The sequence below is a fragment of the Tatumella sp. JGM130 genome, assembly GCF_018257525.1.
GTDB lineage: Bacteria > Pseudomonadota > Gammaproteobacteria > Enterobacterales > Enterobacteriaceae > Tatumella > Tatumella punctata.
In genome coordinates this window covers 39,742-53,657 of record NZ_JAERJS010000004.1, presented here as the reverse complement: position 1 = coordinate 53,657, position 13,916 = coordinate 39,742, and the positions used below count along the sequence as shown (strand labels likewise).

The window sequence follows — 13,916 nt, the reverse complement described above, 5'->3', positions numbered from 1 at the left end:
CCTCAGTATCGGGCTTGCGATAGATTTAACACTATAATACCTGAGGAATTACTTCATAACATGCCATAGCAACAGATTGACCGCGGCACCACCAATAATCAGCCAGATAAATATCAGCAGACCCAGCAGCATGGGTTTCAGCCCCGCTTGTCTGAGTTGCCTGGTGCGGGTTGTCAGCCCCAGGGCCGCCATGGCCATTGCCAGCATCAGATTATCGGTATGATGGATAAGTTGCAGCACAGGTTGCGGCAATAAATGGAAAGAATTAATCCCTGCCACCAGCATAAACAGCAGCGCAAACCACGGGAAACGAATCTTGCCCTGCGGACCGGCATGCTGCGGGAGGGTGCCGGTGAGCCACTGACTGAGCAATAACAGAAAGGGTGCCAGCATCATCACCCGCAGCATTTTGGCAATGACGGCACTGTTTTCTGCTTCAGTACTGATCGAATGACCTGCCGCCACGACCTGGGCAACTTCATGGACTGTGGACCCGGTATAAATACCGAATTGTGCGGCGGTCAGGGCAGGGTACAGAGGATGGATAAGATTCCATAGTAACGGATAAATTATAATTGCACTGCTGCCGAAGATCACCACTGTCCCTATCGCCACCGCCGTGTGATTTGCTCCGGCTCTGATCACCGGTCCGGTGGCCAGTACCGCAGCAGCGCCGCAGATACTGCTGCCAGCCCCAATCAGCCAGACGGTCTGCCGGTCGAGTTTCAGCCAGCAGATCCCCGCCAGACAGGTCAGAAAAAAGGTACTGCTCAGCATAATAAGGTCGGCAAACAAGCCCTGATAACCGATGGTCCCGATTTGCTGAAAAGTCAGGTTAAAGCCGTATAAAATAATACCGCCACGTAACAGGTAATGTTTACTGAAATTTATTCCGGCTGTGCAGTGCTCACTGATGCGGGCCGGAAGCAGATTACCGATAATCATTCCCGCAATAATCGCCAGGGTTAGAGTGCCCAGTCCCGTGGCTGTAATTTGCTGAATCTGTGTCAGCAATATACTACCGGCAGCGATCAGCACGGTGACGGCTATACCACTTAGCCAGTTAATGGCTGCGGCAGGATTGTATCCCTGGTATCGGGTGTGCATGGCATTCTCCTCTGTATGCTGAACACCCGCGATCCTGCATTGATTTTCATTAAAAGAGAAATTGATTATAATTTTATAATTAACCATTATAAGTGGTAAGTAAGTTAGCAGCCTGGTCTGCGCGCCTGCCGGAGGAAAAGAGCATGCATATTACCCTGCGACAACTGGACGTATTTTGTGCAATTGTTAAGAATGGTTCCACCATTCAGGCTGCCCGACAGCTGGCCTTGTCTCAGTCTGCTGTCAGTGCGGCCCTTGCAGACCTGGAAAACCAGCTGTCGGTACAGTTATTTGACCGGGCAGGAAAAAGACTGGTGGTTAACGAACATGGCAGGTTGCTGTACCCGAAAGCCATCTCTTTACTGGAACAGGCAAAAGAAGCCGAACAGTTGTTTTGTGATGATGAAGGGGCGATACAGATCGCTGCCAGCAGTACCATCGGGAATTATTTACTGCCGGCAATGATGGCAAATTACCGTCGCGACTATCCCCATTCCCCGCTGGAACTGACTGTGGGTAACAGTCAGGATGTGATTCAGGCAGTAAGCGATTTTCGTGTGGATGTGGGGCTGATTGAAGGCCCTTGTCATGTGACCGGGATTGTCAGTGAGAACTGGATGGATGATGAGCTGGTCGTTTTCGCAGATCCCCGTGCTGATATTTTCTCCCGGCCGGTTACCCTTGAAAGACTGGCGTTATCACCGTGGATCCTTCGTGAACGGGGATCCGGTACCCGTGAGATTGTCGATTACCTTCTGTTATCTCATTTACCTTATTTCCGGGTCGGGATGGAACTGGGGAATTCCGAAGCCATCAAACATGCGGTCCGTTATGGTATGGGGATCAGCTGCCTGTCACGGCGGGTAATTACCGACCAGCTGGAAAATGGCAGCCTGCGACAGGTAGCGCTGCCATTACCGCCACTGACACGGACCCTGTACCGGATCCATCATCAGCAGAAGCATTTATCCCGCGCATTACTGCGTTTTTTGTCCTATTGTCATGAATAAAATGATAGCCAAAAGAACCGGCGAGGCAGTATTTATTCCTGCTTTATGGCAGGTTTGCTAATAATCGCCGGACAATCATGAAGGTAACTAATAACAACCGTGGTAATGCTATACAGTGATAAGTTAGCTGGTACAATCGCGCCTCATTTTTATCCAGCATAGTGTTTACTGATGAATAATAATTCAAATACCACAGATAAGCCTGCCCTGAAGCGCGTATTAAAAGCCCGCCATCTGACCATGATTGCCATTGGCGGTTCAATTGGTACCGGTTTGTTTGTTGCCTCAGGTGCCAGCATTTCTCAGGCAGGGCCGGGGGGAGCATTGCTCTCTTACGCCGTTATTGGCCTGATGGTCTATTTTTTGATGACCAGCCTCGGGGAACTGGCCGCTTACATGCCGGTCTCCGGTTCTTTTGCAACCTACGGGTCAAAATATGTTGAAGAAGGGTTTGGTTTCGCCCTCGGCTGGAACTACTGGTACAACTGGGCGGTAACCATCGCTGTTGATCTGGTGGCAGCGCAACTGGTCATGGGCTACTGGCTGCCGGAAGTACCGGGCTGGATCTGGAGCTGCCTGTTCCTGGCGATCATCTTCCTGTTGAATGTGATTTCCGTTAAAGGCTTTGGTGAAGCTGAATACTGGTTCTCACTGATTAAAGTTGTCACCGTAGTGGTATTTATCATTGTCGGTCTGCTGATGGTCACCGGGATTATGCGCGGCGCAGGTACAGGCGGCGGCTGGCATAACTGGACTATCGGCGATGCGCCTTTTGCCGGCGGTTTTTCGGCCATGATTGGTGTGGCTATGATTGTGGGGTTCTCTTTCCAGGGCACTGAACTGATCGGTATTGCTGCCGGGGAATCCGAAAATCCGGGTAAAAATATTCCGCGCGCGGTCCGGCAGGTTTTCTGGCGTATTCTGCTGTTTTACGTGCTGGCGATTCTGATCATTAGCCTGCTGCTGCCTTATACGGACCCGCGGCTATTGCACAATGATGTTAAAGATATCAGTGTCAGTCCGTTTACTCTGGTGTTTCAGAATGCCGGGTTACTGTCTGCTGCCGCGGTGATGAATGCGGTGATCCTGACGGCAGTGTTGTCTGCCGGTAACTCCGGGATGTATGCTTCAACCCGTATGCTGTTTACCTTGGCTCAGGAAGGTAAAGCGCCAAAGATTTTTGCGCGCCTGACGGCAAACGGGGTACCACGTAACGCCCTGATTGCGACTACGGTAATTGCCGGCTTATGTTTCCTGTCGTCAAAATTTGGTAACCAGACAGTATATCTGTGGTTACTGAATACCTCTGGTATGACCGGATTTATCGCCTGGCTGGGCATTGCCATCAGCCACTATCGTTTCCGCCGTGGCTATGTGGCTCGCGGACTGGATCTGGATGCCTTGCCTTACCGCTCCGGATTATTCCCGCTCGGTCCGGTGTTTGCTTTTGTGCTTTGTCTGCTGATTACTCTCGGACAGAACTATCAGGCCTTTATGGAAGACCATATTGACTGGTATGGGGTTACGGCAACCTATATCGGCATTCCGTTGTTCCTGTTGATCTGGCTGGGCTATAAATGGTCCCGCGGCACTCGGTTTGTCAGATATCAGGATATGGAATTTCCTGCTGTCGGTGAGGATAAGCACTGATACTGACTAAACAGCGATAAAGTAAAAAAACCATGCCGCGGCATGGTTTTTTTACTTACAGCAGAGGTTAATGTTGCGCTGATCGCCGTCCGGCGACGGCAGACTATTCTGCGTCGTCCTGTAAATAGCGGGAATGGAACCGCAGGTGGTCGTCTATCACGCTGGCAATAAAATAATAGCTATGATCGTAGCCTTGCTGCCAGCGTAATGTGAAATCAAACTGTTGCTGACGTGCTATTTTTTCCAGGGCTTCTGGTTGTAATTGCAGGGGCAGAAAAGTATCGGCACTGCCCTGGTCAATCAGTACCGGCACCCGGTGAGAAGCTTGTTGCATCAGGGCACAGGCATCATAGCACTGCCAGTCAGCAACATTTTCCCCAAGGTAAGCCGTAAATGCTTTTTGTCCCCAGGGCACCTGCGCCGGATTGACAATCGGAGCAAAGGCCGAAACAGACGTAAAGCGGCCAGCCTCACGCAGGGCCAGTACCAGGGCCCCGTGTCCGCCCATGGAGTGCCCCATAATCGCCTGACGACCATTGAATGAAAACAGTCCGTCCAGTAATGACGGTAATTCAGTGGTCAGATAATCGTACATGCGGTAGTGCTGGTTCCAGGGGGCACGGGTGGCATTCAGGTAAAAACCGGCCCCCTGTCCCAGGTCATAGGCAGCATCATCGACAACATGCTCTCCGCGCGGGCTGGTATCAGGCATGACTAGCGCGATACCGGCTTGTGCAGCCAGCCGCTGGGCCCCGGACTTTATCGAAAAATTCTCATCGGTGCAGGTCAGACCGGCAAGACACCAGATCAGCGGTACCGGGCCGGTAGCGGCCCGCGGGGGTAAAAACAGGCTGAATCTCATGGTGCATCCCAGCACCGCAGAATGATGTTGCCAGCGTTGTTGGCGGCCGCCGAACATCAGGTGTTCTTCGCAGAGTGTCATCTCGGACATAATGGCTCCTGTCTTGTTCTCAGAGTGCATCACTGCCGGTCCGGGCAGTGATGCGTTATTACAAATTACCGGTGCTGACTGGCCGTCCGGAGGCTGGCGGCGGGGTAAATAAGGTCAGCATTAATTCTTTCAGTGCTTCTACATTGGGGGTAAATGCATCCCGTCGCCAGATCAGACAGGTTGACACCTTCCCATACTTTTCGGGCAGAGGGTGGGTTTTAATCCGTGTACGATCGCTGATTTGTGCCAGTACCGAGGCAGGCGCAATGGCCAGTCCGGCCCCTCCGGCCACACAGGCAATCATGGCATGATAAGAATGTATCTCCATAATACTGCCCGGCTGAGCATCTCCTTCGCGGAACCACTCTTCCAGTTTTAACCGGTAAGAACAGCTGTTACGGAAGGCGAAAAAAGTTTCACCCTGTACATCCCGCGGGCAGGTGACCCGGTTGCGTTCGCTACTGGTGATCAGCACCAGCTCTTCTTCAAAAGCCACACAACTGTTTAACTCATCGTAACCTTCCGGTCTGTCGGCCAGTGCCGCCGCAACCGTACCTTCGCGGACATGATCGATAATTTCACCTGAAGTGCCGGTGATCAGTGACAGAGAGACGGCAGGGTAGCGCTGATGGTAAGCCGACAATAACGCCGGTAACCGGGTGGCGGCAGTGCTTTCCATGGTGCCAAGAGCAAAGTTACCCGAGGGTTCACCCTGGCGGGTCATACTGATTGCTTCTTCGCTCAGGGCAAGTATACGCTGAGCATAGCCGAGGAAATTGTGGCCCATCGGTGATAAACGCACCCGCTGCTTTTCGCGGATCAGCAGAGCGGCCCCCAGTTCTTCCTCAAGTTGTTTTAGCCGGGTCGTCAGATTTGAGGGAACCCGGTGCAGTAGTTCCGCGGCACGGGCAACGGAACCGGTTTCTGCGACAGCACAAAACATCCGGAGCTGGACCAAATCCATAATTATTCTCTTTATGAAACTAACTTTAAATAGGTTATTCACGATTTGAGTTATTTTACGGCCAGAGCCGATGCCAGGCAACCTTGTTGTGCGGAGTAATCAGTGAATATATTTACACAGTGATAAAGGATGATTGCGGTAAGAGACTGGATAATCCTCGTGGACTGCTTCACAATATGCGCTGATGATGATGCTCCGTCCGCATTCAGGGCAGAGAATTCACCTGCCGGAGAAGAAATAATGTCCATTTTTAGTCAGGAAGCGGCACTGGTACATGAAGCACTGGTGGCACGCGGTCTGGAAACCCCTTTACGTAAGCCTGCGCGTGAGCTGGATGACCAGACACGTAAATCGCTTATTGCCGGTCATATGACCGAAATTATGCAGTTACTGAATCTGGATTTGCAGGATGACAGCCTGACCGAAACGCCTCATCGTATTGCTAAAATGTACGTCGATGAAATTTTTTCCGGTCTGGACTACGCGAATTTCCCAAAGATTACGGTTATTGAAAACAAAATGAAGGTCGATGAAATGGTCACGGTACGTGATATTTCCCTGACCAGTACCTGTGAACACCATTTTGTGACGATCGACGGTAAAGCGACGGTCGCTTATATCCCGAAAGATAAAGTGATCGGTCTTTCAAAGATTAACCGGATTGTACAGTTTTTTGCACGGCGTCCGCAGGTACAGGAACGTCTGACCCAGCAGGTGCTGGTCGCGCTGCAAACTTTGCTCGGAACCAATAATGTCGCAGTGTGTATTGATGCGGTGCATTATTGTGTCAAAGCCCGCGGGGTGCAGGATGCCACCAGTGCAACCACCACCACCTCACTGGGGGGATTATTTAAGTCGAGTCAGAATACCCGCCAGGAGTTTTTACGGTCCGTCAGACATAACTGATCTCTTTTTTACAGGGTCCGCCGGTGAATACGGTGCCGGCCCTGGCTTGCTTTGCAGGACACCCATGCCACGTTATCCCCAGCTCGATTTTATCCGTGGTGCCGCGATCCTCGGTATTTTACTGCTTAACATTATCAGCTTTGCTTTACCTTCTGCGGCTTACCTGAATCCGGCCTGGCAGGGCACTGTCAGCCTGGCGGATGCTGTCTGCTGGGCAGCTCTGGAGATGGTGGCCCGCCTGAAATTTCTTAATCTGTTTGCACTGTTGTTTGGGGCCGGTCTGGTGTTCCTGCTGCCCAAAGGAACGGGCTGGCTGCAATCCCGACTGGGATGGCTGATTGTTTTTGGTTTGCTGCACGCAGTACTGCTCTGGGAAGGAGATATCCTGGTCGCATGGGGGATAGCCGGTATACTGAGCTGGCGGCTGATCCGGGACGCTCGCAGCTGGCAGACATTATTACGCACCGGGATACTGTTTTATACGGTCGGCTGCCTGATGTTGCTGGTGTTTGGCATGTTATCTGGCGGGCAGGGCGGCAGTAGCTGGTTACCCGGTCTGGCGGAAATCGCTTTCGAGAAACAGACGAAACTGCATCCCGGGCTGGTGGCCATAAATTACCGGCTCGATCATCTCGGGTCTATGCTGCTGGCGTTTTTTACCCAGTACGGCTGGGAATTGTCCGGACTGATGCTGGCCGGTGCTGCACTGGTACATAACGGCTGGCTGATCGGTAAGCGGAGTCAGGCTGAATATCTCCGTAGCGGCGGATTATTACTGGTGGCAGGATTTTCTCTGGAAGCCGCCGGGGTGACTGCCCAATGGCTGACTGGCTGGTCATTTCGCTGGAGTGGTTTTTATCTGCAGTTGCCCGGAGAAATTGCCAGTCCGCTGGTCAGCCTTGGATATGTATCCCTGGTGCTCGGCTTCTGGAAAAAAATAGCAGCCAGCAGAGTGTGTTATCTGCTGTGTTGTGTTGGCCGGATGGCCCTGAGTAATTACATTTTACAGACACTGATTTGCACTCTGATTTTTTCGACTGGCGGGTTGTTTATGCATTTTCAACGCTGGCAGTTATTGCTGATCGTTCCCTGTATCTGGCTGGTCAGTCTGTTGTTTTCCGTCTGCTGGCTGCATTTTTTCCGTCGCGGACCGCTGGAGGCCCTGTGGCGGTATCTGACCCGGCAAACCGCCTGAATCAGAAGTACTGGTATTGTTGTGTACCGGAGGCTGCGGGAGCACTTTGACGCTGCCGCTGGCTGGATTACCCGGCGAGTGTTTATCGGTGGCTGCCGGTGCCGGCCGGGGGGCCGCTGGCATTGTATCGACCTGCCACGGGGTCACCGCCGGATAGCCGGGACTGTTTTCCGGTATTTCTGTCACCGAGGGTATCGGGATTAATGGTCCGAGAAAACGCGGTTCACTTTTGAATATATACAAGTCTGCCAGTGCAGCCAGGCGCGCACCAATCTCGCGGATACGGATCCCCAGCATATTTTTCGGTGAAGGGACCGCATAACACTGTGCGCGGATCCCCTGGTGCATAGCGATAAACAACGCCCTTTCACAATGGAAACGCTGAGTGATGATAATAAAGTCATTGGTATCAAAGACTTTTCTTGTGCGGATAATTGAATCCAGGGTTCTGAATCCGGCATAGTCCAGCACAATGTCGGCCGGATCGACTCCGCCTTTGATAAGATCTTTACGCATGGTGCGGGGTTCATTATAGCTTTGCAGGGCATTGTCGCCGCTTAATAACAGGTAATTGACTTTGCCGCTGTTATAGGCGTTCAGTGCACCCTGAATGCGGTATAAATAGTACTGATTTGGTTCACCGCCACGGTAATATTTTGACGTACCGAGCACCACGCCGACTGCACGATGGGGTAAATCACTGACGTTTTCATAGATATAAGGTGCAGTCTTCCAGCTGATCCAGCGATCGAGACCTAATGCTGTTACTCCTGCCAGCAAAATCAGGCAACAGGTAATGGTAAAGATACGTCTCAGCATGCGGCCTTATTACTCACTTATTGACGGTTAAAGTGACTCAAGGGTACTTGAGCCACTTCGGGCAGGCAAGGTCTGATATTGGCTCCGGCAATGTCAGAGAGTTACTGCCGGGAAGCCGCTGTCAGATTGAGGTACGTCGATAGTGACGGTACAGGGGTTTCCAGAAGTTATCTTCTACTGCCTGTGAAAGAGCCTCTTCTGACGTTTCCGCGGCCACACCTTCGGCCTGTGCCGCTTTTGCAACGGCTATCGCGATATAACGGGAGACCTGCTGGATATCTTTTAACTCTGGCAGAACAGCACCTTCACCGCGGGTCGCTAACGGTGAGCAGTCGGCCAGCGCCCGACTGGCGCTCATCAGCATGGCATCGGTGATCCGGCTGGCTTTAGAAGCCAGTACACCAAGACCGATTCCCGGGAAGATATAAGCATTATTACACTGTGCAATCGGATAGGTTTTATCCTGCCAGGTCACCGGGGCAAAGGGACTGCCGGTGGCGACCAGGGCTGCGCCCTCGGTCCAGGCGATCAGATCGGCAGGTACCGCTTCAACCCGTGATGTCGGATTAGATAACGGCATAATGATTGGCCGCGGACAGTGGCGATGCATTTCCCGGATAATTTCTTCGGTAAACAGCCCCGGTTGTCCGGAGACGCCAATCAGTACGGTCGGTTTTGCGTTACGTACAACATCCAGCAGAGATACAGCATCGTTTTCTGTCTGCCAGCCGGCAATATGCGCAGAATCCTGAATCAGGCGGGTCTGGAATGGCAGCAGGTTGGTGAGTTTATCCGTGAGCAGGCCATAACGATCGACCATCATTACCCGCTGACGGGCCTGTTTATCGCTCAGTCCGTCCGCTTTCATCTCGGTAATAATTTGTTCTGCAATTCCGCAGCCTGCAGAGCCGGCACCGAGGAAGACGACGGTCTGCTCAGAAATCCGGCTTCCGGCAGCGCGGCTGGCCGCCACCAGGGTGCCGACAGCGACGGCTGCAGTGCCCTGGATATCGTCGTTAAAACAGCACAGTTCGTCGCGGTATTGCTCCAGCAACGGCATCGCATTTTTCTGAGCAAAGTCTTCAAACTGCAACAGAACATTGGGCCAGCGGCGCTTGACGGCCGAAATAAATTCGTTCACAAATGTTGTGTACTCTTCGCCGCTGATCCGCGGATGACGCCAGCCCATATACAGAGGATCGTTGAGTAATTGCTGATTGTTAGTACCGACATCCAGCGCTATGGGTAACGTATAGGCAGGGCTGATGCCGCCACAGGCGGTATACAGTGAGAGTTTACCAATAGGTATTCCCATACCACCAATGCCTAAATCGCCTAAACCGAGAATTCGCTCGCCGTCAGTGACGACAATAACTTTGACATTCTGCTTAGTGGCATTTTGCAGCATATCTTCGATATGCTCACGGTTAGGGTATGAGATAAAAACACCGCGGGCACGGCGATAAATTTCAGAAAAGTGTTCACAGGCCGTGCCGACGGTCGGGGTATAGATGATTGGCATCACCTCTTCCAGATGGTCATCCAGCAGACGGTAAAACAGTGTCTCATTGGTATCCTGAATATTACGCAAAAAGACGTGTTTATCGTTATTGTTTTTAAATTGCTGAAACTGGTGCCAGGCACGTTCTGCTTGTTCTTCGATAGTTTCTACGGTTTCAGGAAGTAATCCGTTAAGATTAAATTCGTTACGTTCTTCCTGCGTAAAGGCACTGCCTTTATTAAGTAACGGAAATTCTAACAGAATAGGGCCGGCATAAGGGATATACAGCGGGCGTTTGCTTTCGTAATCGAGTTCCATGTCGTGCATGCTCCTCAGCGTTTTCTCCGGCGGCCACAGCGGCTGGCCGAAGGTATCAGGGTAAGACAAAAATATAGCCTTCAGCTGCCGATGATAAGCAGAAAAAATCAATAAAATGTTAATGCCGCCGCAAATTTAGCCGCGGCGGGGGCTACAGTGACAGACTGACCTCTCGTAACTGATCACACCCCAGAGCCGCGAGGGTTGCCCGGGTCGCCGCCAGCTGACTGACTGCGGCCTGTTCAGATTCGGCCAGTACCGCTTGCTGAATATCAAGGCAATTGCCCCCCTGTAAGTTAAGCAGTATCAGGGCGGATTGTAACGGCGGCAGTGACGGGTTATAGGCGGCATTTTCTGCATAGCGACCTGCATAAATAGTACCGTTGCTGGTCATTAAGGCCACTCCGCTATAGGCAGAAGAATAGGGAGCATAGCTTTTAGCCGCTGCCCTGATAGCCGCCTGTTGCAGGGCATCACCACTGACCGGGAAATTCTGCGTCTGGTCATCCATCAGCAGATCACTGATCTGCAAATCTGCAGGGCCAAAAGCATCAGGCAGATAGTCGGCCAGAGTTCGTGGCGGTTTACCGGGCAGACACAACACCAGCTCTCCGCCACTGTTGAGTTCATTCATAAACTGACGACAATGGCCGCAGGGGGTGTAGTTGACGGTCACCGCCGCCAGTTTCTTTTCACCGGACAGCCAGGCATGGGTGATAGCGCTCTGTTCGGCATGGACTGTTTGCTGCATGGTGGCGCCGCGGAATTCCATATTGGCGCCGAAGTACCAGTTGCCACTGGTGCCGCGGGCGATTGCGCCGACATTAAACGCGGATAATGGTGTCACCGCACAACTGGCAGCCAGTGGCAGTAAGGCCAGAGCCAGGGCATTCTCGTCCAGACCTGTGTCTGCGGTTAACTGACTCACTGTCTGCGCGGACAGAATCGCTGTAAACTGCGGATCCTCCAGCACAGGACGCAGGGCGGCCTGTAAGCGGGGAGTCAGTGTTTCAAATGCGGTGGTGTAACGTGGGTGCATACGAAGCCTCATTCAGTGAAACTGCGGTATCTGATTTTTATATGTGATCTCTATCAAATGCACAATGTACACGGCGGTTTGCATTACAACTTTGCGCGATTCATCGCAAAGTTTTTCTGACAGACATCAAGATTCAGAGGGAAGGATGAATTCCGCGGAAAAAAAAGCCGGTTTACACCGGCTTATGGACTGAGGGCATGGCTGGCAGAATTAACCGACCTGCATGCCCGGCTGTGCGCCGCTGTCGGCGGACAGGATAAATAAATCGCTGCCGCCACTGCCGGCAGATAACACCATGCCTTCCGATACGCCAAAACGCATCTTACGCGGTGCAAGGTTTGCTACAATAATGGTCAGACGGCCGGTCAGTACCGACGGATCCGGATAGGCCGCACGGATACCTGAAAAAATCTGACGCTTTTCACCGCCGACATCCAGTACCAGGCGCAGTAGTTTATCAGACCCTTCGACCAGTTCAGCCTGCTCAATCAGCGCTACCCGCATATCTACTTTGGCAAAATCATCGATACTAATAATACCTTCTGCCTGTACATCTGCTTTTTTAGCCGGCTTTTCGGCCACAGCGGTTTTCTTCGGTTTGGCGGCAGCCGGTGCTGTGGTCTGGCCAGCATCGTGTTTAGAGGCTTCGATCAGTCCGTTAACTTTTGCCATTTCAATACGCTGATACAGTGCTTTAAATGGTGCCACAGTGTGGCCAGTCAGAGGCCGGGCCACACCGTCCCATGTCAGCTCACTGTTTAGGAAGTTTTCACAACGTTCAGCCAGCTCCGGCAGTACCGGCTTCAGCCAGGTCATCAGCACGCGGAACAGATGGATACCCATTGAGCAGACAGACTGCAGTTCAGCATCACGGCCTTCCTGCTTCGCAATAACCCACGGGGCCTGCTCATCGACATAACGGTTTGCCATATCTGCCAGTGACATAATTTCACGGATCGCACGGCTGAACTCACGGCTTGCCCATGCTTCACCAATTTTCTCGCTGGCATCGACAAAGGTCTGATACAGGGCAGGGTCTGCCAGAGTCTCTGACAGCTGACCATTAAAACGTTTGGTAATAAACCCGGCATTGCGTGACGCCAGATTAACCACTTTATTCACGATGTCAGCATTTACCCGCTGGACAAAATCTTCCAGGTTCAGGTCAATATCGTCAATGCGTGAAGAGAGTTTAGCCGCATAGTAGTAACGCAGGCTGTCGGCATCCAGGTGTTGCAGCCAGGTACTGGCTTTAATGAAAGTCCCCCGCGATTTTGACATTTTAGCGCCGTTAACCGTCACATAACCGTGTACAAACAGGTTATCCGGTTTACGGTACTGGCTGCCTTCCAGCATGGCCGGCCAGAACAGGCTGTGGAAATAAACAATATCTTTACCGATAAAATGGTACAGCTCGGTAGAAGAATCTTTCTTCCAGTATTCGTCAAAATCCAGATCACCGCGTTTATCACACAGATTTTTAAACGACCCCATGTAACCGATAGGCGCATCCAGCCAGACATAGAAATATTTACCAGGGGCTCCGGGGATTTCGAAACCGAAATAAGGCGCATCGCGGGAAATATCCCACTGTTGCAAACCGGAATCGAACCACTCCTGCATCTTATTAGCGACCTGTTCCTGCAGCGCACCGGAGCGGGTCCAGGTTTGCAACATGGCAGAGAATGATGGCAGATCAAAGAAGAAATGCTCTGAGTCACGCATTACAGGTGTTGCACCGGAAATCACCGATTTCGGTTCAATAAGCTCGGTCGGGCTGTAGGTTGCCCCGCAGACTTCGCAGTTATCGCCATACTGATCGGCAGCTTTACATTTAGGACAGCTGCCTTTTACGAAGCGATCCGGTAAAAACATGCCTTTTTCCGGGTCATATAACTGGGAGATGGTACGGTTTTTAATAAAACCGTTCTCTTTCAGCCGGCCATAGATTTGTTCAGACAGCTCGCGGTTTTCTTCGCTGTGGGTTGAGTGGTAGTTGTCATAGCTGATATTAAACCCGGCGAAATCCGTCTGATGTTCCCGGCTCATATCATCAATCATTTTTTCCGGAGCAACACCCAGTTGCTGCGCTTTGAGCATGATTGGAGTACCGTGGGCATCATCAGCACAGATAAACCACACGGTATTGCCACGCATTCGCTGGTAACGTACCCAGATGTCTGCCTGGATATGTTCCAGCATATGCCCGAGATGGATAGATCCATTAGCGTACGGCAGAGCGCACGTTACCATTATTTTTTTTGCGACTTGAGTCATAGTTTGCGTAGCTTTCTGTTGGTTTGGAAAAGAACATAGAATGGTAACCGAAGGCACCGTTAACGTAAACAAGTGGCGGGTGATAATGCTTATCCGGTGTCGCCGTTACGCCGGCCATTCTGCTAGGATAGAGACTGATTGATTTTTTTACGTTGTTTTAACAATGCATCGTTACAAG

The 13,916-nt window shown here is 51.7% G+C and carries 10 protein-coding genes and 1 pseudogene; 4 read left to right on the top strand and 7 right to left on the bottom strand.

Annotated features, from left to right (window positions below; genetic code table 11):
- Positions 1–48 precede the first annotated feature (48 nt).
- Complete coding sequence (locus tag JK211_RS02905) at positions 49–1,107, bottom strand: YeiH family protein (protein ID WP_212707173.1); 1,059 nt, start codon at positions 1,105–1,107, stop codon at positions 49–51.
- A 143-nt stretch (positions 1,108–1,250) separates the two neighbouring features.
- Here JK211_RS02905 and yieE point away from each other — a divergent pair, with 143 nt between their 5' ends.
- Positions 1,251–2,117 (top strand): DNA-binding transcriptional regulator YeiE, encoded by an 867-nt coding sequence (yieE, locus tag JK211_RS02900; RefSeq protein WP_212707172.1) that lies wholly within the window; start codon positions 1,251–1,253, stop codon positions 2,115–2,117.
- 171 nt (positions 2,118–2,288) lie between these two features.
- Positions 2,289–3,767 (top strand): amino acid permease, encoded by a 1,479-nt coding sequence (locus tag JK211_RS02895; protein WP_212707171.1) that lies wholly within the window; start codon positions 2,289–2,291, stop codon positions 3,765–3,767.
- 103 nt (positions 3,768–3,870) lie between these two features.
- Here JK211_RS02895 and fghA read toward each other — a convergent pair whose 3' ends face one another.
- On the bottom strand, positions 3,871–4,710 hold the full coding sequence (gene fghA, locus JK211_RS02890) for an S-formylglutathione hydrolase (protein WP_212707275.1): 840 nt from the start codon (positions 4,708–4,710) through the stop codon (positions 3,871–3,873).
- Positions 4,711–4,777: 67 nt separating this feature from the next.
- Positions 4,778–5,683: a LysR family transcriptional regulator gene (locus tag JK211_RS02885; protein ID WP_212707170.1), complete on the bottom strand. Its 906-nt coding sequence runs from the start codon at positions 5,681–5,683 to the stop codon at positions 4,778–4,780.
- A gap of 240 nt (positions 5,684–5,923) precedes the next feature.
- Between JK211_RS02885 and folE the strand changes: the two genes are divergently transcribed.
- Positions 5,924–6,589 carry a GTP cyclohydrolase I FolE gene (gene folE, locus JK211_RS02880; protein ID WP_212707169.1) on the top strand — a complete coding sequence of 222 codons (666 nt, stop codon included), beginning with the start codon at positions 5,924–5,926 and terminating at the stop codon, positions 6,587–6,589.
- 64 nt (positions 6,590–6,653) lie between these two features.
- Positions 6,654–7,784: a DUF418 domain-containing protein YeiB gene (yeiB, locus tag JK211_RS02875; RefSeq protein WP_212707168.1), complete on the top strand. Its 1,131-nt coding sequence runs from the start codon at positions 6,654–6,656 to the stop codon at positions 7,782–7,784.
- 129 nt (positions 7,785–7,913) lie between these two features.
- Here yeiB and sanA read toward each other — a convergent pair.
- From sanA to metG, 4 genes and pseudogenes are all read right to left on the bottom strand, one after another.
- A pseudogene (gene sanA, locus JK211_RS02870) lies at positions 7,914–8,603 on the bottom strand (outer membrane permeability protein SanA); the annotation flags it as partial.
- Positions 8,604–8,724: 121 nt separating this feature from the next.
- Positions 8,725–10,422, bottom strand: a complete 1,698-nt coding sequence (locus tag JK211_RS02865) for an NAD-dependent malic enzyme (protein ID WP_212707167.1) — start codon at positions 10,420–10,422, stop codon at positions 8,725–8,727.
- 151 nt (positions 10,423–10,573) lie between these two features.
- Positions 10,574–11,461 (bottom strand): cytidine deaminase, encoded by an 888-nt coding sequence (gene cdd / locus JK211_RS02860; protein WP_212707166.1) that lies wholly within the window; start codon positions 11,459–11,461, stop codon positions 10,574–10,576.
- A 210-nt stretch (positions 11,462–11,671) separates the two neighbouring features.
- Positions 11,672–13,738 (bottom strand): methionine--tRNA ligase, encoded by a 2,067-nt coding sequence (gene metG, locus JK211_RS02855; protein ID WP_212707165.1) that lies wholly within the window; start codon positions 13,736–13,738, stop codon positions 11,672–11,674.
- Positions 13,739–13,916: the final 178 nt, after the last annotated feature.

Coding starts and splice junctions, on each gene's coding strand:
- fghA (WP_212707275.1), bottom strand. CDS start 4,710: ATGACACTCTGCGAAGAACACCTGATGTTCGGCGGCCGCCAACAACGC.
- cdd (WP_212707166.1), bottom strand. CDS start 11,461: ATGCACCCACGTTACACCACCGCATTTGAAACACTGACTCCCCGCTTA.
- JK211_RS02885 (WP_212707170.1), bottom strand. CDS start 5,683: ATGGATTTGGTCCAGCTCCGGATGTTTTGTGCTGTCGCAGAAACCGGT.
- folE (WP_212707169.1), top strand. CDS start 5,924: ATGTCCATTTTTAGTCAGGAAGCGGCACTGGTACATGAAGCACTGGTG.
- JK211_RS02895 (WP_212707171.1), top strand. CDS start 2,289: ATGAATAATAATTCAAATACCACAGATAAGCCTGCCCTGAAGCGCGTA.
- yieE (WP_212707172.1), top strand. CDS start 1,251: ATGCATATTACCCTGCGACAACTGGACGTATTTTGTGCAATTGTTAAG.
- JK211_RS02865 (WP_212707167.1), bottom strand. CDS start 10,422: ATGGAACTCGATTACGAAAGCAAACGCCCGCTGTATATCCCTTATGCC.
- metG (WP_212707165.1), bottom strand. CDS start 13,738: ATGACTCAAGTCGCAAAAAAAATAATGGTAACGTGCGCTCTGCCGTAC.
- yeiB (WP_212707168.1), top strand. CDS start 6,654: ATGCCACGTTATCCCCAGCTCGATTTTATCCGTGGTGCCGCGATCCTC.
- JK211_RS02905 (WP_212707173.1), bottom strand. CDS start 1,107: ATGCACACCCGATACCAGGGATACAATCCTGCCGCAGCCATTAACTGG.